General features: G+C 56.0%; 20 protein-coding genes and 1 other RNA gene. 1 reads left to right on the forward strand and 20 read right to left on the reverse strand.

Annotated elements, in window-relative coordinates; all coding sequences use genetic code 11:
* Nucleotides 1–71: 71 nt before the first annotated feature.
* The gene (locus BQ5462_RS09905; protein ID WP_071143146.1) at nt 72–446 is read right to left on the reverse strand and encodes a hypothetical protein; all 375 of its coding nucleotides are present in this window, start codon (nt 444–446) and stop codon (nt 72–74) included.
* Nucleotides 447–523: 77 nt separating this feature from the next.
* Here BQ5462_RS09905 and BQ5462_RS09910 point away from each other — a divergent pair, with 77 nt between their 5' ends.
* The gene (locus tag BQ5462_RS09910) at nt 524–1282 is read left to right on the forward strand and encodes an alpha/beta hydrolase family protein (protein WP_071143147.1); all 759 of its coding nucleotides are present in this window, start codon (nt 524–526) and stop codon (nt 1280–1282) included.
* 149 nt (nt 1283–1431) lie between these two features.
* Here BQ5462_RS09910 and BQ5462_RS11750 read toward each other — a convergent pair whose 3' ends face one another.
* From BQ5462_RS11750 to BQ5462_RS10005, 19 genes are all read right to left on the reverse strand, one after another.
* The gene (locus tag BQ5462_RS11750) at nt 1432–2307 is read right to left on the reverse strand and encodes an IS3 family transposase (protein WP_143037990.1); all 876 of its coding nucleotides are present in this window, start codon (nt 2305–2307) and stop codon (nt 1432–1434) included.
* The gene (locus tag BQ5462_RS11755) at nt 2274–2852 is read right to left on the reverse strand and encodes a helix-turn-helix domain-containing protein (protein ID WP_071141584.1); all 579 of its coding nucleotides are present in this window, start codon (nt 2850–2852) and stop codon (nt 2274–2276) included. Before BQ5462_RS11755 ends, BQ5462_RS11750 begins: the two co-directional genes overlap by 34 nt.
* Nucleotides 2853–2933: 81 nt before the next feature.
* Complete coding sequence (gene ftsY, locus BQ5462_RS09925) at nt 2934–3854, reverse strand: signal recognition particle-docking protein FtsY (RefSeq protein ID WP_071143148.1); 921 nt, start codon at nt 3852–3854, stop codon at nt 2934–2936.
* Nucleotides 3851–7414, reverse strand: coding sequence for a chromosome segregation protein SMC (gene smc, locus BQ5462_RS09930; protein WP_071143149.1), 3564 nt, complete (start codon nt 7412–7414; stop codon nt 3851–3853). Before smc ends, ftsY begins: the two co-directional genes overlap by 4 nt.
* Before the next feature lie 12 nt (nt 7415–7426).
* Nucleotides 7427–7978: a bifunctional pyr operon transcriptional regulator/uracil phosphoribosyltransferase PyrR gene (gene pyrR, locus BQ5462_RS09935; protein WP_071143150.1), complete on the reverse strand. Its 552-nt coding sequence runs from the start codon at nt 7976–7978 to the stop codon at nt 7427–7429.
* A gap of 15 nt (nt 7979–7993) precedes the next feature.
* On the reverse strand, nt 7994–8974 hold the full coding sequence (locus BQ5462_RS09940; protein WP_083378131.1) for an RluA family pseudouridine synthase: 981 nt from the start codon (nt 8972–8974) through the stop codon (nt 7994–7996).
* Nucleotides 8908–9375: a signal peptidase II gene (gene lspA, locus BQ5462_RS09945; RefSeq protein ID WP_071143151.1), complete on the reverse strand. Its 468-nt coding sequence runs from the start codon at nt 9373–9375 to the stop codon at nt 8908–8910. The genes BQ5462_RS09940 and lspA overlap by 67 nt, the downstream gene beginning before the upstream one ends.
* Before the next feature lie 44 nt (nt 9376–9419).
* Nucleotides 9420–9602: non-coding RNA, 6S RNA (gene ssrS, locus BQ5462_RS09950), on the reverse strand.
* Between the two features lie 232 nt (nt 9603–9834).
* Nucleotides 9835–10662, reverse strand: a complete 828-nt coding sequence (locus BQ5462_RS09955) for a MetQ/NlpA family ABC transporter substrate-binding protein (RefSeq protein WP_071143152.1) — start codon at nt 10660–10662, stop codon at nt 9835–9837.
* 414 nt (nt 10663–11076) lie between these two features.
* Complete coding sequence (locus BQ5462_RS09960; RefSeq protein ID WP_071141607.1) at nt 11077–12075, reverse strand: IS3 family transposase; 999 nt, start codon at nt 12073–12075, stop codon at nt 11077–11079.
* Nucleotides 12076–12086: 11 nt separating this feature from the next.
* Complete coding sequence (locus BQ5462_RS09965; RefSeq protein ID WP_071141606.1) at nt 12087–12491, reverse strand: HTH domain-containing protein; 405 nt, start codon at nt 12489–12491, stop codon at nt 12087–12089.
* 319 nt (nt 12492–12810) lie between these two features.
* On the reverse strand, nt 12811–13740 hold the full coding sequence (locus BQ5462_RS09970; RefSeq protein ID WP_071143153.1) for a DUF1848 domain-containing protein: 930 nt from the start codon (nt 13738–13740) through the stop codon (nt 12811–12813).
* Between the two features lie 173 nt (nt 13741–13913).
* A complete protein-coding gene (locus tag BQ5462_RS09975; RefSeq protein WP_071143154.1) occupies nt 13914–15425 on the reverse strand; it encodes a PhnE/PtxC family ABC transporter permease in 1512 nt (503 codons plus the stop codon).
* A complete protein-coding gene (phnC, locus tag BQ5462_RS09980; RefSeq protein ID WP_071143155.1) occupies nt 15422–16174 on the reverse strand; it encodes a phosphonate ABC transporter ATP-binding protein in 753 nt (250 codons plus the stop codon). Before phnC ends, BQ5462_RS09975 begins: the two co-directional genes overlap by 4 nt.
* Nucleotides 16171–17196, reverse strand: coding sequence for a phosphate/phosphite/phosphonate ABC transporter substrate-binding protein (locus BQ5462_RS09985; RefSeq protein WP_071143156.1), 1026 nt, complete (start codon nt 17194–17196; stop codon nt 16171–16173). Before BQ5462_RS09985 ends, phnC begins: the two co-directional genes overlap by 4 nt.
* A gap of 228 nt (nt 17197–17424) precedes the next feature.
* Complete coding sequence (gene aspS, locus BQ5462_RS09990; RefSeq protein ID WP_071143157.1) at nt 17425–19227, reverse strand: aspartate--tRNA ligase; 1803 nt, start codon at nt 19225–19227, stop codon at nt 17425–17427.
* 27 nt (nt 19228–19254) lie between these two features.
* On the reverse strand, nt 19255–20508 hold the full coding sequence (gene hisS / locus BQ5462_RS09995; RefSeq protein WP_071143158.1) for a histidine--tRNA ligase: 1254 nt from the start codon (nt 20506–20508) through the stop codon (nt 19255–19257).
* Between the two features lie 87 nt (nt 20509–20595).
* Nucleotides 20596–21642 carry an AI-2E family transporter gene (locus BQ5462_RS10000; RefSeq protein ID WP_071143159.1) on the reverse strand — a complete coding sequence of 349 codons (1047 nt, stop codon included), beginning with the start codon at nt 21640–21642 and terminating at the stop codon, nt 20596–20598.
* A 16-nt stretch (nt 21643–21658) separates the two neighbouring features.
* Nucleotides 21659–22282: an MBL fold metallo-hydrolase gene (locus BQ5462_RS10005; protein ID WP_071143160.1), complete on the reverse strand. Its 624-nt coding sequence runs from the start codon at nt 22280–22282 to the stop codon at nt 21659–21661.
* Between the last annotated feature and the right edge of the window lie 8 nt (nt 22283–22290).

Here is a 22290-nt window from a genome sequence, read left to right on the forward strand (position 1 = left end):
CTTTTCACACCCCGTCACTAGTCACTAGTCCCTAGCCAATGGAAGCCAGCTTTGCTGGCCATGATGATTTTTTACAGCTCTTTCTGCAGAAAGATGGTCTTATGTTTTTTCCCCGGCAGCTGTTTTTCCCCAATGATGTGGAAACCCAGATGCAGATACATATCCTTCAGCCAGGGATGGGTATTGGCCGTCCCCAGGGTGACAAAAGGAGCCTTCAGCTGTTTCTTCAGCACTTCTTCCTCCACCCAAGAGATGGCGCTGATCAGCCTGTCATTCTCGAACCACCCGTAGGTGGGCGTCTCCGCCAGCCACTTTTTCTCATCTTCCAGCGTGGCATCCATGGCCGAGAAAGAAATGGGATACGGCCGGTCCATCTGGTAGCTGCGGTGGAGCACATGGTAGTACTCCGGCGCATCCTCCACGGTCAGTTGGCGCGCGTATGCCATAAGCCCTCGCCCCCTTTCTTTTCCTTCCCATCTGTTCTATACTATATCCTGTGACTTTTGGAAAGGAACCTGAACCCATGGAAAAATACATCGACATCAACAAAAACGGTCTCAGCGTCCGGTGCAAGCTGTTCTACCAGAAAGATTTCCGGAACATTCCCCACATGGTGATCTGTACCCACGGTTTCGGCGGCAACAAGGAAAACCATTCTGCCGCCAAATTTGCCCAGCAGCTGATCAGCAAATACAAAGGGTATGGTGCCATTGTGTTCGACTGGCCCTGTCATGGCCAGGATGCCCGAAAGAAACTGGTTCTGGAGGAATTCATGACCTATCTGACCCTGGTCATCGACTACTGCCGGGAAGAGCTCCATGCCCAGGACCTGTACAACTACTCGGTCAGTTTCGGTGCCTACCTGACCCTGAAATACATGGCAGAGATCGGCAATCCCTTCAAAAAGGTGGGACTCCGTTGCCCGGGCATCAACATGTACCAGCTCATGCTGAACAACCTGTCGGAAGAAGATCTGGCCAAACTGAAAAAGGGCAAGGAAGTGTCCGTAGGCTACGAGCGGAAGATGAAATGCGACCAGCAGTTCCTGGACGACCTGAAAAAAAGCGACATCCGCCAGTACGAATACTTCGACTGGGCGGATGATATGCTGATTCTCCATGGCACCAAGGACAAACTGGCTCCCATCGAGGATTCCCAAAAATTCGCCGAGGACAATGTGATCCAGTTCATTCCTGTAGAAAACGCCAATCACACGTTCTCAGACCCCAAAACCAGCGACTTTGCCGCTCACACCATGGTGGAATTCTTCAAACCGGAATAGGAGCCGCAAAGCGGCTCAGTCACTAGTCATTAGTCACTAGCCGATGGAAACCAGCTGCGCTGGCAAAAAAAAATCAGGAGCTGTGAATGATGTGACCCCAAAAAGTTAGACCTTAGTAACGAGATGGTTTTTACCGTCTCGTTACTTTTTTATGCTGCCTGCAAGGAAAGCCTGTATTGAACAGGACTTTTCCAGCCCAGTTTTTCCTTGATTCTTTGCTCGTTATAGTATTTGATGTATCGTTCGATAGCGCCTTTTAATTCTTTGTAGCTGTAGTAGGTCACTCCGTAATATATTTCCTGCTTCAGTAAGCCGAAGAAGTTTTCCATTACAGCGTTATCATGACAGTTGCCTTTTCGAGACATGCTCTGAAAAATTCGTTCGTTTTTTAGTCTTTTGGTATAGAATTTCATTTGGTATGCCCAGCCCTGATCGGAGTGAAATGTTCTTCGATACGGACAATCAGCAGTAATTTTGATTGCTTTGGCTTGAGCTTCCAGTATGCTGTTAGCCGAAGGATATTTGGCTATTCCATAGCTGATGATTTCATTATTGAACATGTCCAGGAAAGGATCCAGATAAAGCTTGCGCAGAGTCAAATGTCCCTGTGAATCTGCTTCATAGTATTTGAATTCTGAAGTGTCGGTCGTAATCTTCTGGTGAGGGATATTCGTCTCAAAACGACGATGTATCCTATTTGGAGCAATGGTTCCTACCTTACCCTTATAGGAGCTGTATTTACGGCTCTTCCGGGTAAAAGATGTTACCTGAAGGCTCAGTTTCTGCATGATACGTTGAACTTTCTTCTTGTTCACGCAAATCCCTTGGTTCTTTAGCTCACCGGTCATGCGACGGTATCCATAATCTTTATGCTGGCTGCGGATTTCCTGTATTTTCTCCTCTACTTCCTGGTCTGGATTCTCGCGGTCAAACCGTTTCTGCCAGTACATATAGGTTGCTTTGGGCATTTGCGTATAGGAGAGAATGTCTTTCAACTTGAATGATCCTCGGAGACTGGAGATGATTTTCGCAACTCTCTCATTTTTGCTTCGTCCTCTAAACGCAGTCTCCTCAGTTCTTTTAAAAAAGCATTCTCTATTCGGAGTTTAAGGTTTTCATTCTCTAACTCCTGGACATGTTCCACACTGATGTTGACCATCGGTTGTTGAACCTGGGTATCTGTTTTTTTGGGTTTTGATTGGCTCAAAGTCTTTTTCCTACCTTTTTTATGTGACCGTAACGCATCCGGCCCCGCAATTTTAAATTCATTGACCCATCTGGAAATCAATGACGGATTGTTGATTCCTACACGAATTGCCAATTCCTGATATGAGATTTCATTTGTTAAGTAAGACTCTACCACAGAAAGTTTTTCTTTGAAAGAGTATATTTTTTGAGAGCGAGATCTCTTCAGACCATTATCTCCAAATGCCTTGTAAGCAGCAGCCCACTTTAGCAGCTGGCTGCTACTTGCCATCCCATATTTACGTGAAATAGAAATACACCCTTTGTCACTGTTCAAGTATTCCAGTACTATTTTTTTCTTAAATTCATAGCTGTGTCTTGCCATAAAAAAACTAACCCCCAATTGTTAGATTTTTGGTCTAACAATTGGGGGTCAGCTCAGAATACTTTTTCACAGCTCCCTTTTTTATGCCTTTTTCGTTGCAAACAAAGCTTCCACAAACTGCTGGGGGTCGAAGGGGCGAAAGTCCATCATCCCTTCACCGATGCCGATCCACTTCACATCCAGCCCCAGTTCCTCCTTGATGGCGATGACCACGCCTCCCTTGGCCGTGCCGTCCAGCTTGGTCAGCACCACCCCGGTGACATGGGCCGTCTCCAGAAAGATTTTCGCCTGGCTGATGGCATTCTGGCCCGTGGTGGCATCCAGTACCAGCAGTGTCTCGTGGGGTCCGTCAGGGATTTCCTTCCGGATGACCCGATAGATTTTTTCCAGCTCGTTCATCAGATTGGTCTTGTTGTGGAGCCGGCCCGCCGTATCCACAAACAACACATCCGCATTCCGGGCAATGGCGGCCTTCACGCCGTCGTACACAACCGCGGCCGGGTCCGCCCCATCCCCGTGGGCGATTACATCCACCTGGGCCCGTTTGCCCCAGATCTGAAGCTGCTCCGTGGCTCCGGCCCGGAAGGTATCGGCGGCGCACATCATCACCTTGTAGCCCATGAGCCGGTAATAATTGCTCAGCTTGCCGATGGTGGTGGTCTTGCCCACCCCGTTCACCCCCACCACCAGGACGATGGAAGGATGGCCCTTGAAGCGCATCCGGGGACCGGTGGTCTTCAACAGGTCTGCAATATAATTTTTGATGAAAGGCAGGGCTTCCGCCGGACTCTTGATCTGCCGGGTGGCAGCGGCCTTGCGCAGGGCGGCCATGATCTTTTCCGTGGTCTTGATGCCCACGTCCCCGGCCACCAGGATCATCTCCAGCTCATCCATGAAGTCGTCGTCCAGCTCCACGCTGGCGCCCACCAGGTCTTCCATCCGTTCCGTAAAGTTCTGCCGGGTCTTGCTCAGCCCGTCTTTCAGTTGTTCCAAGAAACTCATGATTGGGGTACCTCCGATAATTTCACTGACAGAATCCGGGAAACGCCGGATTCTTCCATGGTGACCCCGTGGAGCACATCTGCGGCTTCCATGGTGCCTTTCCGGTGCGTAATCACGATGAACTGGGTTTTCTTCCCATACGCTTTCAGGAATTGGGCGAACCGGTCGATGTTGGTCTCGTCCAGCGGGGCATCGATTTCATCCAGGATCACAAAAGGTGCCGGCTGATAGGTCAGCAGGGCAAACAGCAGGGCAATGACGGTGAGAGCCCGTTCCCCACCGGAAAACAGGGACAGGTTCCGCATCTTCTTGCCCGGAGGCTGCACCTCGATCTCGATGCCGCTGTCCAGGATGGCATGGTCATCCTGAATCCGCAGCCGGGCCCGGCCGCCGCCGAACAGTTTGGCATAGCAGTCGCTGAAATACCCGTTGATTTGATCGAATGCCTCCCGAAACCGCCGGGTCATGTCGGTGTTGATGCCGCTGATCACGGTTTCCAGCCGGGCCTTGGCCTGGGTCATGTCTTCGTACTGCCGGTGCAGGAAGTCATACCGCTGTCTGGCAGCCTGGAATTCCTCCTCTGCTGCCTGGTTCACAGGCCCCAGGGCCTCCAGTTCCCGGGTGGCCGTACTTTCCAGCCGTTTCAGTTCCCCATCCGGGGTTTCCCGGGGCAGGGCTTCGCTTCGGGCCGCGTCTTCCGTGAGCCCGTAGCTCTCCTCCAGCTGTTGCCGGCTGTGTTCCAGTTCTGCCGTCTTCTTCACCTGTTCCAGGTCGGTGTTGTGGAGCCGCTGCTGCACGCTGCCTTCCTGCCCTTTCAGGATCAGTTTCTGCTGGGTCAGCTGCTGCCGTTTTTCCTGGAGGGCTTCCCGGTCTGCCAGGTATTTCTGCCGGGTCTCGTCCGAGCCGGCCAGAGCCTGTTCCAGGGTTTCCAGTCTGCTGGAAAGGTCCTCAAGCTCCTGCCGGCTCCGAGTGATGGCCGCTTCCTGTTTGGCAGTCTGGGCCTCGCCCTCGGTGATTTCCTGCTGGGTCTTCTGCCCCAGCTGGTCAATGGACTGGATGCGGGTATCCAGGGCTTCCAGCTGGCTTTTGCCGGCATTCACCCCAATCAGGGCATCCTGGTATTTCCGGGTGGCGGTGTCCAGCTGCTGGCGCTGTTCCACCAGCCCCTCGCTCAGAGCCTGGGAAGCTTTCTGGCCTTCCAGGTCGTCCTGTTCCATCTGTTCGACTTTCGGCACCAGTTCCTTGATTTCCTGCTGCCGGGCCAGGAAGTCGTCCAGCACCTGTCTCTTTTCAGCCAGGAGCAGTTCCAGGTTCTCCTGCTGCTGCTTCTGCTGGGCTTCCTGCTGCTGGACCCGGGCAGCCGCCCCGGCCTTCTCCACTTCGATCTGCTGGAGGGCGGTCAGGCACTGCTGCCGCTTTTCCTTCTGCTCCCGTCCCTTTTGGGTCAGCTCCTCCAGCTGCTGCTGCAGGGTCTGGCACTCTCTGGCCAGGGTTTCGCTTTCTTCCGTCAGATGGCGGATTTCCTGCTTCCGGGAAAGGAAGCTCTTGCCCGGCTGTTTCTGGCCGCCGCTCAGGCTGCCGCCGGCGTAGATCACATCCCCGTCCAGGGTCACGATCCGCACCCGCATATCGGCCTTCCGGGCCGCTGCCATGGCATGGTCCAGATTGTCGGCCACCAGCACCTGCCCCAGCAGGAACTGGACCGCCGTATGGAGCTGCGGGTCCGCCTGCACCAGGTCGGCTGCAACGCCGATGATGCCGGGGCACCCCAGGGCTGCTTTTTCCCGTACCCCCAGCGGCCGGGGACGCAGGGTATCCAGGGGCAGGAAGGTGGCTCTTCCCCCCTGGTTCTTCTTCAAATATCCGATGGCCTCCTGGGCCGCCCGGGCATCCTTTGTGATGATGTTCTGCAGGGCGCCGCCCAGAGCCGTCTCCAACGCCGTCACATAGGTGTCGTCCACGGTGAACAGTTCGGCCACCACGCCGCAGATCCGTTCCTTCCACTGGGTCCGGGCGTTCAGAACGCTGCGCACCCCCCGGCTGAAGCCTTCGTGTTCCCGCTCCATGACAGAAAGCACCTGGAGCCGGGCCTTTTTCTGGTTCTGAGTCCGCTGGTGCTGCTGCAGCTGTGCTTCCAGTTCCCGGTACGCATGGACGCTCTCTTCCAACAGGGCACTGGCCCTGGCGGCCTGTTCCTCCAGCCGCTGTCTCCGGTCCGCCAGTCCGCTCAGGGCGTCCTGTTCTCCGGTCAGGGCCTTCCGGGTGTCCGCCAGCGCCGTCTCTGCCTCATTGACCTTTTCCTTCAGGGATTCCTGCTGCCGGTGTAGCCGGTCCTGTTCCTGACGCAGGCTGCTCAGCCTGTTCCGGGTCATGACCAGGGTCTGCATGCTGGAAAAAGCCTGCTCCCGATATGTTTTCAATTTTTCTTCTGCGTCCCGGACGATTCCCGTCAGGGTCTCCTTGTCCGCAGCCGCTTTTTCCAGCACCTTTTGGGCATGGTACTGGTTCGCTTCCAGTTTGTCATACTCCGCCGTCACCAGCTGGAGGTTCTCCTGGTTCTGCGCCAGTTCGGCCGTAAGCCGTTCCCTGGCCCTGGCCAGCTGGTCCATGCGGTTGCGGCTCTGACCGATCCGTTCCCGGAGTACAGCCTGTTTGCTGCGGTAGCCCGCCGCCTCTTTCTCCTGGGCCAGGATGCCTTCCTGGTACGTGCTGTACTCTGCTTCCTGCTGCTGCCGCCGGGTTTCCAGTTTCCCTGCCTGGGTTTCCAGCGCGGCATTCAGTTCCGCCAGCTTTTCCAGCTGCTGCTGCAGGGAATCCAGGTCCCTTGCCAGTCTGGCTTTATCCTGCTCCAGGGCGGCCAGCCGGCGCAGCAACCGGGTCACCTTCACCTGGCGCAACCGGGCCGCCAGTCCCTTATACTGCCGGGCCTTTTCCGCCGCAGCCTCCAGGGGTTCCAGCTGGTTTTCAATTTCACACTGGATGTCGTGGATCCGCAGCAGATTGGCCTGGGTATCGTCCAGCTTCCGCAGGGCTTCCTTCTTCCGCAGCCGGTACCTGGCAATCCCTGCCGCTTCTTCGAAAATGGCCCGGCGGTCTTCCGGCCGGCTGTTCAGGATCTCGTCGATTTTGTTCTGCCCGATGATGGACAGAGACCCTCTCCCCAGCCCTGTATCGGCCAGAAGCGCCACCACATCCTTCAGGCGGCAGTTTTTCTGATTGATGGCATATTCACTGTCGCCGCTGCGGTACACCCGGCGCTGGAGACAGACTTCGTCGAAATCCACCGGCAGGGTATGGTCCGTATTGTCAAAGGTCAGGGACACTTCCGCCATGCCCATGGGACGCCGCCCGCTGCTGCCGGCGAAGATCACATCCTCCATTTTGGTGCCCCGCAGGTATTTGACGCTCTGTTCCCCCATGACCCAGCGAATGGCGTCGGAGATGTTGCTCTTGCCACTGCCGTTGGGGCCTACGATGGCTGTGATGCCCGGTTCGAACTGAATTTCCACCTGATCGGCGAAAGATTTAAAGCCATGGGCTTGAAAGCTTTTTAAACGCACAGTCGTTCCTTCTTATTCCTTGATATCGGACAGGGAAACTTCATCCTGGCCGTCGATTTCCGCCAGGGTCACATCCACGGCTTCGCTGTTGCTGGTGGGTACATTCTTGCCCACGTAGTCGGCGCGGATGGGCAGTTCCTTGTGGCCCCGGTCCACCATCACCGCCAGCTGGATGGCTCTGGGCCGGCCCATGTCGATCAGGGCGTCCAGGGCACTGCGGACCGTCCGGCCGGTGAACAGCACATCATCCACCAGGATCACCGTCTTGCCGTTCAGGTCGAAGTCGATGTCCGTTTCGCTGATCACCGGATTATAGCCCAGAGTGGACAGGTCGTCCCGGTACAGGGTGATGTCCAGGGAACCCACCGGCAGCTTGACGCCTTCGATCTGCTGGATTTCCTTTCCCAGCCGGTTGGCCAGGGGCACGCCGCGGGTACGGATCCCCACCAGGACCACGTTCTGTACACCCTTGTTCCGCTCCACGATCTCGTGGGCGATCCGGACCAGAGCCCGGCGCATGGCAGCGGCATCCATAATGGTTTTTTTCTTCACGGAAGTACTCATGATATTGCCTCCTTATCAGTGGAACTGCCCGTTGCGGAGACGGGTCAGGATGGTTTGCATATCGTCCGGAATGGGAGCCGTAAAAGTCAGCTGCTCCCCCGTCCGGGGATGACGGAAAGTCAGGGTCCAGGAATGGAGGGCCTGTCCGTTGATGGAAAAACAGGTTTTCTGCGGGGCGTATTTGGGATCCCCCACCAGGGGATGGCCAAGGTAGGTCATGTGCACCCGGATCTGGTGGGTCCGGCCGGTGAGCAGCCTGCAGCGCACCACCGTAAATTTGCCATAGCGCTCCAGCACCTCATAATCCGTGGCCGCCCAGCGTCCTCCGCTGGGGACCACCGCCATCTTCTTCCGGTCTCTGGGATCCCGGTCCAGCTGGGTCTCGATATGGCCATGGTCCTCTTTCAGGTTGCCCCGTACTATGGCCAGATAGGTCCGTTTGGCCTCTTTCTTCTGGATCTGCTCCGCCAGGGAAAGATGGGCCTGGTCATTTTTGGCACAGATCATCACGCCGCTGGTATCCTTGTCCAGCCGATGGACGATTCCCGGGCGGATCACCCCGTTGATGCCGGACAGGTCATGGCAGTGGTACAGCAGAGCATTCACCAGGGTCCCGTCCGGATTCCCTGCCGCCGGGTGCACCACCATGCCCCGGGGCTTGTTCACCACGATTACATCCTCATCTTCATAGAGGATGTCCAGAGGGATATCCTGGGGCCTGGCCTCCAGGGTCACCGGAGGCAGGACCTTCACCCGGAAGGAATCTCCGGCTTTCACCTTGTAATTGGCCTTCACCGGTTTCCCCTTACGGGTGATGAGGCCCTGCTCCAGGTCGTGCTGCACATTGGAGCGGGTGCAGGAAAGGCGGCCGGCCAGGAATACATCCGCCCGGGTCCCCGCTTCCTCAGCGGTGGCCGGTTCCGTGGTGATCAGGCGTTCTCCGGCTTCTTCTCCGAGGCCTGCCTCTTCCCGGATTCGTTCGTCATCATGCTCCATAGGATCAGTCCCACTCCTCCACAAATACAGATATCCGCCACGTTGAATACGGGCCAGAAATGAAAATCTATGAAATCAATTACAAGCCCGGTGGCAATCCGGTCGATCAGGTTGCCCAGGGCCCCGCCCAGGAACAGGGCCGTGCCCAGACGGGCTTTGGGGCCTTCCCGGCGGATATGATCCCGCAACAGGAAAATAGCCACCAGGGCCACCAGGGTTATGACCACGAAAAACAGCCGTTTGTGTTCCAGCAGCCCAAAGGCAGCGCCGGGATTCAGCACATAGGTACAACTTACCAGACCCGGGATCACCGGGAAACTCATGCCCGGTTCCATGGTCTGGGTAATCAACAATTTGGTGATCCGGTCCAGCAGGACCACACCCGCAATCAAGGGCAGCATAAAAATCAATCGGCTCCTTTTCGGCAATTTGGCTAAAAAAAAGAAAGAGCCCTACAATGCCGTACCAATTCCGAGTTTTGAACCTGCCTAAGCAGGTGGGTGCCCTCCCTGTCGTATCTAATGTCCCCTCGAAAGGGCATATTATCAACGGCCGGAGTTCACGGGCTCCCTTATAGAGAGTGTTGGCTCAAAACATATGGAATTCGACTCGCACATCGGAGGGTTGCTCTTTATGGTTTTATTATACAGCCTGGGTGCCAGATTGTCCAGTTTTTCAGAAAATTTTTTAAAAAGATGGATTGGATCCTGCCCTGCCCACCACTCCCTGCCTGCCGGCCACGAAAAAAGGCGCTGTGAAAAAATCATCCACAGCGTCTTTATTTCGCTAGCGTCAGCTGGCTTCCATCGGCTAGTGACTAGTGACGGAGTGTGAAAAAGCATTTTTTCACACCCCCTTGCTTACTTCGCCGGAACGATGGTTCCCTTGAATTTTTCCTCGATGAATTTCTTGACGGCTTCGGAATGGAAGATTTCGGCGATCTTCTTGTATTCCGGTTTGTCCTTGTCCTTTTCCCGGGCAGCCAGCACCATGACAGCCAACGGTTCGTCATCCTTTTCCCAGAACAGGCCCTGTTTCTTCACATCCATGCCGGAGCTCATCACGTAATTCATGGTGATGACGGCCAGATCCACGTCATCCAGGCTGCGAGGCAGCTGGGCGGCTTCCAGTTCCTTGAACTTCAGGTTGTGGGGATTTTCTACAACGTCATTGACCGTGGCTTTAAAGCCCACCCCTTCCTTCAGTTTCAGCAGGCCGGCCTTTTCCAGCAGTACCAGGCCCCGGCCGCCGTTGGTGGGATCGTTGGGGATGGCCACAACAGCCCCGTCGGGGATGTTCTTCAGGTCATGGATCTTATTGCTGTAAATACCCATGCGCATCAAGATGGTATTGCTGATGGGTACCAGTTTGGTTCCGTTCTGTTTGTTGAAATTGGCCAGGAACGGTGCGTGCTGATAACTGTTCAGATCCAGGTCCCCTTCGGCCAGTGCCTTATCCGGAGTGATGTAATCGGAGAACTCCACCACTTCCACATTCAGGCCCTGCTTCTTGGCCTCGTCCGCCACTGCATGGACCACATCCGCATGAGGGCCTGCCGTAGCCCCGATTTTAATGGGTTTGCTGCTGGTACCGGCACTCTTCTTGTCCGTACTGGAACCGCAGCCGGCCACCAGCAGCGCCGCTGCCAGAATGCTTGTCAACGCCAATGCCCATTTTTTTCCGTTCATCTGTCATCGCTCCCTTTTTAATTCATAGTAAGAAACTAAAGATTTGCAATTTACTATATGATACTAGGGATTGAGTAAGATGTCAATAAAAAAGGGATAGTGGGTAATGGATAGTGGATAGTGGGTAGTGGGTAGTGGGTAGTGGGCAGTGGGTAGTGGGTAGTGGGCAGTGGGTAGTGGGTAGTGGGTAGTGGATAGTGGATAGTGGGTAGTGGGTAGTGGGTAGTGGGTAGTGGGTAGTAAACCGTACCCCTTGTCAAGGACAGTTTATAAAAGTAGGACCCCTTGTTTTAGACAGTTCAACAATCTTGGTACCTTTAAAATGGACGTCTGGTAATTGTCTATCAGAAGGCCCCTAACCATCCAAATCTCATGTACTGGCTCCTTACTCATAAAATGGCTGCTTTTGCCATTTTATGAGGTGAGCTGGTTCCCCAGCTCACAGGCTCTCCGCTTCAATGTAGGAACCTCGGGCATCTTGGGAATATCGAGCGGATAAACCCCTGTTGTTACAAATTGGTAGAACTCGTTTGGCGACAGTTTCGCCAGTTCCCACTGGTAGCGATCGTTGTTGTAATAATCCATGTAATCATCTACGATGGCCTTCACCTCCCCAAAGCTCACTGCTGCTGCAATTTTCTTTTTCACATGGTCTTTCATACGGCCGAAGAAGCTTTCCTGCGGCGCATTGTCCCAGCAATTCCCCCGCCGTGACATGGATTGTCTGAGATCCTTGTCATGGAGGATATCAATGAAGCTGTGACTCGTATAATGGCAACCCTGGTCAGAATGCACGATGGTTTCAGCATGCAGTGAGACGCCGTGATCTCGAATCAGGTTGTTCACCGTTTCTACCACGAAATCCATCTCCAAAGAATTGCTGAGGACATACGCCAGAATCTGCTTGGTATAGGCATCCAATATGGTAGAAAGATAAGCAAAGATCCCATTGTAAGGAAGGTACGTAATATCTGTCAGCAGTACCATGCGAGGGCCATAGTCCTCAAACTGGCGCTGCAGCAAGTTATCGGCCACCGTATTGGTCTTCAGGGCTTTCACCAGCTGCCGATAGGGATTCGCCTTCCTGATGGGGCAAAGCAGGTGGAACTTTTTCATCAGACGACGGATTTTCTTCACATTCATAATGACGGGCGGATCCATGTGGAGCAGCTCCATATAGATGCTGCGGGCGCCCTTCTTGTACCCTCGTCTTTTGTAAGCGGCAAGGATCAGTTCAAAGTCCTTGCGGTCCTGTTCTTCCTGGGCCTGCCGAAATGCTTCCGCCTTCACCCAGGCATAATAACCGCTTCGGGACACGCCTGCCATCTTGCATAAACTGCTGATGGAAAGTCTGTTCTCGCTGGTACTTACCGTCTTTTCTATGATTTCGAACACACAAGAGGAATCGTTCATGAGCAGAGAATCTACCTTTTTGTGTTCTTGATCGCGGAAATTTTTTTTAAATATTCCACTTCCTGCCGCAAGTATTCAACTTCATGTCTGAGGGCCTTAATGTCATCTTCATGCTTGACCTTGGCGGCGGTGTCAGACCTGTCGGCGGGTCTCCTGCCTTCATAGAAACAGCCATATTTGGCATATTCCTCTTTGATATGCTGGAGAGCACCGCCAATGCGTCTTTCGCCCAGCACAGCAGGGTCAAAGCCGTATTTTTTGAAGATGTCTTTGGGATAGACTCCTTCCATATATTCGGTGTAAAAGATTTCTTTAAAGGACTTCCTCAGGACCAGGGTAGAGCGGCTTACGCTATACACATAAGGGTTCTGGCGCAACGCTGCAATCTGCTCCTCAGTAAAAAGTTTTCTGCTCATGTGGATTCTCCTTGGCTTTATTGGATTTGAGGATACCACATACATATGATTGTGTTCAATAGGTTGGGTCCAAAATGAGCACGTCAATTTTAAAGGATTCAAATTGTAGCCTGTCCAATTTTGTGGGCAGGTGCTACTCTTAAAAAGTGTCCACACTTATGGGTACAGTATATAGTGGGTAGTGGGTAGTGGGTAGTGGATAGTGGATAGTGGGTAGTGGGTAGTGGGTAGTGGGTAGGGCCCGCCGGGCGGCCTGGGAACGGTTGCCCCTTATGGGCAGGCCCTCCGAAATCGTACAGAATATGGCCACAAAATACGTTCACGGAAACAGACTCATTTCCGGCTCCACCCAGCTCTTCTGGGGCACATCGTGGATTTGGTCCCCTTCCTCGTAGTTTCCGATCAGGAACGGAGAATCTGGATCGTGCTGCCTGCTGCGTACCAGCACCTCCTGCCGGGCTCCATTGGCATAACAGTAGCGGCAGAAATGGCGGCAGGTGCTGTAGGCTCCAATATCACATGACAGGTAACAGGCACATTCTGCCCGGGCCCCTTTGACCTTCGGTGCATGCAGCTTTTTGCCGATGGCCCGTTCGTAGTCGGAAAGCTTCATACAGCCACTGCAATCCGCTCCATAAGGGGCTAGCTGGTCCCCTTCGACGCAGGTTCTCAGCTGCATACCATACTGGGCCGCAATCCCTATGAGCTCCTTCCCCAGCTGCAGCCGCACCGCTTCAGGTACCGTCTGCAACTCCGGAAAGTTCTGCAGCACCTTGGGATAGCAGTCCACGAAACTGATGACCACCGTATCCGTAAAGCCGGCCAAGGTCTCCGCCATCGTCCGGAAGGCCCGCAAATGGTACTCCGTCGTATAGCGTTCCGTAAGCAGGATGGGATCATATCGCCAGCCGATGGCCTGTTTGCCCACCTCTCGGGAAAGTTGGCGGAAGGCCTGCAGCAGCTGGTGCTTATCCGGCACGTTAGGTTCCAGATCCCGTCCGTACGGCGTAATGGAAACATACCAGTACTGGCCATAGCCCTGCAGCTGATCCAGATAGGGCAGCAGGGGCAGCGGATTCTTGGTGCAGAAGCCGATGCAATCCACCACCTTCGGTGACAGCCGGTACCGGCTGACCTGGCTGGGGTTGTACGGATTCCGTACACACACGGATCCGGCCCGTATCCGGTTCAGGAACCAGCGGGCATAAAAGGCAGGGATGTCCGTCCGCTGCCCGGTATTGATGATCATGGGTGCCTCCTTATTTTTCCCTTTTCACTCCTGGGAACGGTTGCCCCTTATGGGCAGACCCTCCGAAATCGTACAGTACGCGGTATGCGCAGGGACGCCCCATCAGGGGCCGTTCCCGAGTCCGGAAAACCGTTTCAGTGCCGGCTTCTGCTCCCTTTCCCGGTTTTGCCGGTTTATGGTTTCCGCAGCCACTCACTGAGGGCTTCCATGGCGATGACCAGCAGGGCCAGTCCCCAGAGCAGGGCTCCGGCTTCCTGCCATTTGTAATGCTGCAGGGCCAGGATCAGGGGCGTACCGATGCCTCCGGCCCCTACCAGGCCCAGAATGGCCGCTTCCCGCAGGTTCACATCCAGACGATACAGGATGGCCGCACCCCAGCCCGGTTCCAGCTGGGGCAGCAGCCCCCGCCAGAAGGCCCTGGCCCTGCCGCAGCCCGTGGCTTCATACGCCAGGTAGGGTCCCGGTGCGATTTCTTCCAGGGTATTGAGGAAACGCCTGGCCAGCAGGCCGATGCTGCAAAGCATCAGGGTCAGTACCCCGGCAAAGGGTCCCGGCCCCGTCACCCGGATCCATAACAGTCCATAAACGAAGACCGGTACCGTCCGAATGGCCAGCAGCAGCAGCCGGGGTACCAGTGCCACTCCCACCGGCAGCAGCCGGAAACTGGACAGACTGCTGAGCGCTCCTGCCAGTACAGCGCCGCCCAGGGTCCCCAGCAGGGCCATGCAGAAGGTTTCCCACAGCAGATACAGGACCCCTTCCCGGGAAAGGTCCCGCACCATGGACAGGTCCGGATGCAGCAGGCCGGAAACCATTCCCCCGGCAGCTTTCAGTCCAGTCCCTCCCATGGGTTCCACACTCCCAAGGGCCCAGAAAAGGACCAGAAGCCCCCCCGCCCAAAGGGCCCTGCGGATTTTCTGCCCCGGCCGCCACTTCCCGGCCAGTCCCTGCCGCAGCAGTTCACTGCACATTTCAGAAGCCAGTACCACCCCATACAGCAGAAGCAGAATGGTACCCACCTGGCTGTAGGCCCGCCAGGCCAGCCGCTCGTTCAGAAGCAGGCCGATCCCGCCGGCGCCCACATAGCCCAGGATGGCCGCCTGCCGCACGTTGGCCTCCCACAGATAGAGTGCATTGCTCAGATAGCCGGGCAATACTTTGGGAAGGATGGCCCGAAAGAACGCCTTTCCCCTTCCCGACCCTGCCGCAGCCAGGGCCTGTGCCCCCTTCCAGTCCGCCGTCTCCATGTCTTCATACCCCAGCCGAGTCATCACGCCGAACGCATAAACGGTCAGTGCCAGGGTCCCAGCCAGGGTCCCCAGTCCCACCAGAAACGTACAGAAAAGTGCCAGGATCAGCGCCGGCACTGTACGCAGCAGCTGGATCAGCAGTTTGAAGGGAACCCGCAGAAACGGGCAGGGATCGGTCCAGCGGTTGGCCAGCAGGGCCCCCAAAAATCCAAGGAGGGTCCCCAGGACCGAGCCCAGCACCGACATCCGGATGGTGGCCGCCAGCGGGTACAGGACTTGTCCAACATACCGGGGGTCCGGAGGGACCATGGCTTCCAGAATGTCCAGGAACCGGCTGCCCCGTTCTGCCAGCACCAGCAGCGAGGCCCCGGTCTCCTGCCAGGCCGCCGCCAGGAGTAGCAGCAGGAGCCACCGTTTTCGCCAGCGAATCTTCATGCCTGCCTCCTGTACAGTTCCCGGAACCGGGTTTCCGTCCATTCGTCCGGGTTGCCATCGAAGCCGATCCGTCCCTGGCGCAGACCCAGGATCCGGTCCGAATACTGCCGGGCCTGCTCCACGTTATGGCTGTTCATGACCACCGTCAGCTGCTGTGTTTCCTGCAGCCGGCGCAGCAATTCCAGGATGGCCCGGCTGGAACCGGGATCCAGGGAAGCCACAGGTTCATCTGCCAGGATGATGGATGCCTGCTGGACCAGGACCCGGGCAATGGCCACCCGCTGTTTCTGGCCCCCGCTCAGTTCACCGGTCTTCTTGTCAGCGGAATCGGCCAGGCCCACCAGTTCCAGGGCCTCCCGCGCCCGTTCCACTTCCTCCTGGGGAAAATGATCCAGCAATACACGCCAGAAGGGAACACGGGACAGGCTGCCGTTGAGTACATTGGCCAGACAGGTACTTTCTTCCACCAGACAGAAATCCTGGAAGATCATCCCCACCTGCTGCTGGACCTGCCGGCGTTTTTTCCCTTTCAGGCAGTCAAAGCGCTGTCCTTCCACCCAGACTTCCCCGGCTGCCGGCTTCACCATGCCGTTGAACAGCCGCAGAAGGGTGGTCTTGCCGGCCCCGCTGGGCCCGATGACCGAAAGGAACTGCCCTTCCGGCACGGAAAGAGACACCCCATCCAGGATGAGGTGTCCCTTCTGATACGATTGTGTCACATGCCGCAATCCCAGTGCTTCTTTCGTCATTTCAATTCCTTCTGGATCTTCCGTTCGCTGTCGTAGTCGCTGGACCTGGCCCAGTCGTATCCTTTGTGCCCGATGGTCTTCAGGATCTTCAGCCCTTCGTCCGTCTTGCCGATTTCGATCAGGGCCTCGCCCAGTGCTTTCCGGAATCCTTCATCCTGCATCAGTTTGCTGCTTTTGCTGACACTGATGGTATCGTTGAAGATCTTGTCCGATACGCCGATCACACCGGTCTGTTCCCAGATGGGAGCGGTACCGCCCAGTTTGGCCTGCCAGTCTTTTTCCATCTTGGCACGGATATGGGAATAGGCCACCATCACGTCCACCTGGCCACTGGCCAGCCGTGCCGCAGAGGTGGTATAGGAATCAGCCTGGACCACATGGGGCAGGTCTTTCAGGGTCTTTCCATAATTCTCCTTCAGCCACAGGGAAGGATACAGGTAACCGGAAGCGGAAGCCGGGCTCATCACCGACCAGTTCAGATCTGCCAGTTCCTCCCAGGTGGGCTTTTCCCCCCGTTTCACCCTGGCAAGCAGGGCCTGTCCCTTGGGGCTGGGTCCCACCACAATGGCCGACCGGTAATATTTCACCAGATTTTTGGTGAATGTATCCCGGCTGCCGTCATTCCATACCTTCAGATCCGTGGTGTCCTTATTGATGCCTTCCCGCAGTGCCGTCAGCAGCACGTCCACATCCTTGTCATAGAGCACATACGTGGCTCCGGAAATAAAGCCCACATCGGCACTGCCTGCACTGAGAGCCTCTCCCACCGCATTGTAGGAGGTTCCTACGGTGATGGAAACTTTTTTCACATCATAGCCTTTTTCCTTCAATTTGGCCTGGAGCAGTTTGCCCAGGGGCTCCGTCCGGGTCCTGATGGTATCCGCATCCTGATAGGGCGAAATGGCGATTTTCAGTTCCGGTATGGATCGGCTTCCTTCTTTTTTCTCCGTTGTACTGCCGCAGCCGGAAGCCAGCAGCGCTCCTGCCAGCAGCATCCCTGTCATCATTTTCCATAATTTCATCCTGCATTCCCCTTTCCCTCACCATAAGACAAAATCGGCTGCCGCACCAGGCGACAGCCGATTTTTTCAGGAACAGACCGCGCCTTCAAGACAGGATTTCTCTCAGGTCGGTCGATACTCCGGTATCCTCTCAGCCCGGCTCACGGGCTCCCTCGCAGTCTGATCCCTGTTATGGTACTCCATAAAGCAGGACCGGGGCGCTCCCCCCAGTCCCACAGGCGGACCAGATCATTTCTTTATTTCTTTGTCTTTGTCTTTCTTCACAACGGTGCTGCGGATGTGCAGTTCACGCAGCTGCTTTTCGTCAACCAGGTTGGGTGCCTGGCACATCAGGTCGATGGCACTCTGGGATTTCGGGAAAGCAATCACGTCACGGATGGACGGCCGTTTGGCCATGAGCATCACCAGACGATCCAGGCCGAAGGCCAGGCCGCCATGGGGAGGTGCCCCGAATTCGAAGGCTTTCAGCAGGAATCCGAATTTTTCCTGGGCCTGTTCATCGGTCAGGCCGATGGCTTCAAAGACCTTCTTCTGTACATCTTCCCGATGGATACGAACGGAACCGCCGCCGATTTCAACACCGTTCAGCACCATATCATATGCTTTGGCATACACATGGCCGGGATCGGTGAGCAGCTTATCCACGTCCTCATCGCAGGGGCAGGTGAACGGATGGTGCATGGCCACATACCGATGTTCCTCTTCGCTGTATTCGAACATGGGGAACTTCACCACCCAGGTGAAGCACAGTTTGTCCGGATCGATCAGGCCCAGGCGTTTGCCCATTTCCAGACGCAGAGCGCCCAGAGCGGCAGCCACCACAGAAGCCTTCCGGTCGGCTACGAACAGCAGCACATCGCCCTTTTCTGCCTTGCCGGCAGCCAGGATCCGCTGCATTTCCTCGTCGGAGAAGAATTTGGCAATAGGGGATTTGATGGTGCCGTCATCGTTCACGATGATCCAGGCCAGACCCTTGGCACCGTAAATGCCTACGAATTCCACCAGACCATCCAGTTCTCTCCGGGGGATCTTGTTGTACCCTTTGACGTTGATGGCCTTCACCAGGCCCCCTTTGTCGATGATGTCCTTGAACACCTTGAACTGGGTCCCCTTCAGGGCTTCGTTCATGTTGATCAGCTGCATGCCGAACCGCAGGTCCGGTTTGTCGCTGCCGTACTTGTCCATGGCTTCGTCCCAGGTCATGCGGGCCATGGGAACGGGCACGTCCACGTTCAGGGTTTGTTTGAACACATAGGAAATCAGTTTTTCCGTCAGGCTCATGATATCATCTTCATCCACGAAGGACATTTCCATATCCAGCTGGGTGAATTCGGGCTGACGGTCTGCACGCAGGTCTTCATCACGGAAGCAGCGGGCAATCTGGAAGTACCGTTCCATGCCGGCAATCATCAGCAGCTGTTTGAACAGTTGGGGAGACTGGGGCAGTGCATAGAACTTGCCGGGGTTCACACGGCTGGGTACCAGATAGTCACGGGCACCTTCCGGGGTGCTGCGGATCAGATCCGGCGTTTCAATTTCCAGGAAGTCCTGGTGGTCCAGGAAGTCCCGGACAGCCTTGGTCACCTTGTGACGCAGGATCAGGTTCTTTTGCATTTCCGGACGGCGCAGGTCCAGATACCGATAGCGCAGACGCACATTTTCATCCACATCGATGCCATCCTGGATGTAGAAGGGCGGGGTCTTGGACGGATTCAGCACGTTCAGATCCTTGACGACCACTTCCACTTCACCGGTGGGCAGATGGGGGTTCACGGTTTCTTCGCTCCGTTCCCGCACCAGGCCGGTCACCTGCAGCACATATTCGCTGCGGACACCTTCGGCCTTATGGAAGTCTTTGCTGTCGTGGGCGGGGTCGATGACCACCTGCACCAGACCATGCCGATCACGGAGATCGATGAAGATGATGCCGCCGTGGTCACGTCGTTTGCTTACCCAGCCGCACAAGGTCACTGTCTTGCCGGCATCTGCTTTTCTCAAGTCACCGCAATGATGACTGCGTTTCATACTCATTCTGATTTACACCTCTGGTTTATTTGTTTACTTTTGGAAATAGGACTCCAGAGCCCCAAAGCATACTTCTTCCTGGTTGCTGTCGGCCATATTCCGCACGGTCACCGCACCCCGGCTCCGTTCTTCTTCGCCGAAGATCAGTGCGAATCTGGCCTGTTCCCGGTTGGCCTGTTTCATCTGGGCCTTCATGCTGCGGGATACCAGGTTCATGTCACAGACCAGGCCCTGGGCACGCAGTGCCGTTACCACACGGAAGGCATCGGCCACACCGCCTTCATCGGGAATGACGGCGAACACGTCCACCGCTTCCTTGCTTTTCGGCAGCAGGTTCTGTTTTTCCAGGGCCAGCAGGATCCGTTCCAGACCCATGGCAAAGCCCACGCCCGGCGTGCTGGGACCGCCCAGTTCCTCCACCAGGCCGTCATACCGGCCGCCACCGCCTACAGCGCTCTGGGCGCCCAGCGGGGAGTACTGGATTTCGAAGGCCGTCTTGGTATAGTAGTCCAGCCCCCGTACCAGGTTGCTGTCCACTTCGTATTCCACGCCGGCTTCCGTCAGCAGCTTCTTGACCGTTTCAAAATGTTCCCTGCATTCGTCGCACAGGCTGTCCGTGATTTTGGGCGCACCGGCCATGAACGGTTTGTCAGCATCCACTTTGCAGTCCAGGATCCGCAGCGGGCTCCGGTCGAAACGGCTCTGACAGTCTTCACACAGTTCGCTCAGATGGGGACGGAAATAGTCCTGCAGCAGTTTGCGGTGCTGGGGACGGCAGTTGGGGCACCCTACGGAGTTGATCTTCAGCTTCAGGTCTTTCAGGCCCAGCTTCTTCAGCACCGTCAGCGCCAGCATGATGACTTCCGCATCCACCACCGGAGATTCAGACCCCAGGGCTTCCACGCCGAACTGATGGAATTGTCTCATCCGGCCGGCCTGAGGACGGTCATACCGGAACATGGGTCCGATATAGAACACCTTCAGCGGCATGGGTTCCGCATACAGTTTGTTTTCCACGAAGGAACGCACCACGGAAGCCGTGTTCTCCGGACGCAGCGTCAGGCTCCGGCCACTGCGGTCGGTGAAGGTGTACATTTCCTTGTCCACCACATCGGTGCCGTCCCCGATGCCTCTCTGGAACAATTCCGTGTGCTCAAAGATGGGAGTGCGGATCTCCTGATAATTGAATTCACGGCAAGCTTCCCGAATGATTTGTTCCACATACCGCCAGCCATTGACCATACCCGGCAGAATGTCTTTGGTACCACGAGGTGCCCCTGTTAACATAAAAATCCCTCCGTCCATACGACTACAAGTTTGAACTTATTAATTTTAACACAGTTTGCAAGGATTTATCAACCGTACGGATCTGTGTCATTTCTTTTCTTCCCCGGCATGCCAGAAGTACCCGTAGAGTACTTTCAGGATGGTCAGTACCGGCACGGCAAAGATCAGTCCGGCCACGCCGCCGATCTGCCCCCCGATCATCACCGCCAGGATGATCAGCACCGGATGCAGGGTGATGCCATGGCCCATCAGGTTGGGCATGATCACCTGGGCATCCACCTGGTAGTACACCAGATACAGCACCAGCACCTTCACCGCCAGGGACGGCTTCTGCAGCAGGGCGATGAACACCGCTGCCAGCGTGCCGGCCACGCTCCCCACCATGGGGATCATTTCCGAGATCATGGCCAGGAACCCCAGCACCAGGGTGTACTGCACACCCAGGATGGTGTTGCCGATGGTCAGGATGATGGCGGAAACGAAGCACAGCTTGAACATGTTGTCCACATAGGCACAGAGCATATGCCCGATATCGGTGAGCACCTGATCAGCCAGGGTCTGCCTGTTGTAGGAGAACAGCCCCACCACCATTTTCTTCAGGGTGCGCCAGTCCTTCAGGAAATAGAAGCACAGAAACGGCACCAGGGCCAGGTTCACCAGGCTGCGGGCCGCCTGCAGGGTGGATGTGACCATGGTCTTCAGGAACCCCATCACATAGCTGCTCATGCTGCTGGTCCCCTGCTGCAGCAGATCCCGCACATTGGGTGGCAGTTTCTGGGCCTCCCCGCCCAAAAACAGGCTGATGCTGTCATTGGCATGGGCCGCCAGCCCCGGCAGGGCTTTCAGCAGGTTGTTCACCTGGGTCACCAGAGGGACGATCAATACATTGACCGCCGCCGCCACAAACAGGCCGAAGATCAGGAACGAGATCAGCACGGCCAGGGTATTGGGAAACGGCCGTCCCTTGATCCTGATTTTTTCCAGCCGGTCCACAATGGGATACAGCAGGAAGCTCATGCCAATGGCCAGCAGCACGGGCAGAAAGGCCGTGGCCGCCAGATAAAACACACCGAAACCGGCCAGGGCCAGCAGGCTCTTCACCACCAGCCCTTTGGGCTTCTGTCGGATTTCCATCAATTTGCCACTTCCCTTACTGCAGGAACGGATTCCGCCGTCTTTCCCAGCCCACCGTGGTGGCAGGGCCATGGCCAGGAAGGAGTTTGTAGTCATCGGGCAGGGGCAGGATCTTCGTCTTGATGGAGTTCAGGATGGCATCGTAGGAGCCGCCCGGCAGATCCGTCCGGCCGATGCTTTCCAGGAATACCGTATCTCCGCAGAACACCACGCCGTCGCCGATGATGCACACCCCGCCCCGGGTATGGCCCGGCGTGGCAGCGATGGTGAAGTCCAGCCCGGCCACGGTCAGTTTCTCCCCGTCGGTGAAGTATTCATCAGGGGGATCGAATTTCTTGTCCCGGTTGGTGGAATAGGAGAGGCTGCTGTTCCAGACCCGCAGCATGGGGGCATCCTCTTTGCTCATGTACACCTTGGCACCGGTGGCTTTCTTCACCTCGTCCAGGGCGGAGATATGATCCCCGTGGCCGTGGGTGATGAAAATGGCCACCACCTGCTGGATGCCCGCTCTGTGCACGGCGTCCAGGATCAGATTGGCTTCATCCCCCGGGTCCACGATGATGCCCAGGTTGTTCTTTTCATTTTTGATGATATAGCAGTTTTCCTGAATGGGTCCCACTACGACCCGATAGATCTTCATTGAAAAAT

Origin of the sequence: Acidaminococcus timonensis (assembly GCF_900106585.1) — a bacterium.
GTDB classification, from domain to species: Bacteria; Bacillota; Negativicutes; order Acidaminococcales; family Acidaminococcaceae; genus Acidaminococcus; species Acidaminococcus timonensis.

Bases quoted from the DNA above. Each gene is read 5' to 3' on its own strand.
- BQ5462_RS09905 (WP_071143146.1), bottom strand. From the start codon at position 446: ATGGCATACGCGCGCCAACTGACCGTGGAGGATGCGCCGGAGTACTAC.
- BQ5462_RS09975 (WP_071143154.1), bottom strand. From the start codon at position 15,425: ATGAAGATTCGCTGGCGAAAACGGTGGCTCCTGCTGCTACTCCTGGCG.
- pyrR (WP_071143150.1), bottom strand. From the start codon at position 7,978: ATGAGTACTTCCGTGAAGAAAAAAACCATTATGGATGCCGCTGCCATG.
- BQ5462_RS09910 (WP_071143147.1), top strand. From the start codon at position 524: ATGGAAAAATACATCGACATCAACAAAAACGGTCTCAGCGTCCGGTGC.
- BQ5462_RS10000 (WP_071143159.1), bottom strand. From the start codon at position 21,642: ATGGAAATCCGACAGAAGCCCAAAGGGCTGGTGGTGAAGAGCCTGCTG.
- BQ5462_RS10005 (WP_071143160.1), bottom strand. From the start codon at position 22,282: ATGAAGATCTATCGGGTCGTAGTGGGACCCATTCAGGAAAACTGCTAT.
- BQ5462_RS09940 (WP_083378131.1), bottom strand. From the start codon at position 8,974: ATGGAGCATGATGACGAACGAATCCGGGAAGAGGCAGGCCTCGGAGAA.
- BQ5462_RS09985 (WP_071143156.1), bottom strand. From the start codon at position 17,196: ATGAAATTATGGAAAATGATGACAGGGATGCTGCTGGCAGGAGCGCTG.
- BQ5462_RS09960 (WP_071141607.1), bottom strand. From the start codon at position 12,075: ATGAACGATTCCTCTTGTGTGTTCGAAATCATAGAAAAGACGGTAAGT.
- BQ5462_RS11755 (WP_071141584.1), bottom strand. From the start codon at position 2,852: ATGGCAAGACACAGCTATGAATTTAAGAAAAAAATAGTACTGGAATAC.
- BQ5462_RS09970 (WP_071143153.1), bottom strand. From the start codon at position 13,740: ATGATCATCAATACCGGGCAGCGGACGGACATCCCTGCCTTTTATGCC.
- hisS (WP_071143158.1), bottom strand. From the start codon at position 20,508: ATGTTAACAGGGGCACCTCGTGGTACCAAAGACATTCTGCCGGGTATG.
- lspA (WP_071143151.1), bottom strand. From the start codon at position 9,375: ATGCTGCCCTTGATTGCGGGTGTGGTCCTGCTGGACCGGATCACCAAA.
- BQ5462_RS09955 (WP_071143152.1), bottom strand. From the start codon at position 10,662: ATGAACGGAAAAAAATGGGCATTGGCGTTGACAAGCATTCTGGCAGCG.
- phnC (WP_071143155.1), bottom strand. From the start codon at position 16,174: ATGACGAAAGAAGCACTGGGATTGCGGCATGTGACACAATCGTATCAG.
- BQ5462_RS09965 (WP_071141606.1), bottom strand. From the start codon at position 12,491: ATGAGCAGAAAACTTTTTACTGAGGAGCAGATTGCAGCGTTGCGCCAG.
- aspS (WP_071143157.1), bottom strand. From the start codon at position 19,227: ATGAGTATGAAACGCAGTCATCATTGCGGTGACTTGAGAAAAGCAGAT.
- ftsY (WP_071143148.1), bottom strand. From the start codon at position 3,854: ATGAGTTTCTTGGAACAACTGAAAGACGGGCTGAGCAAGACCCGGCAG.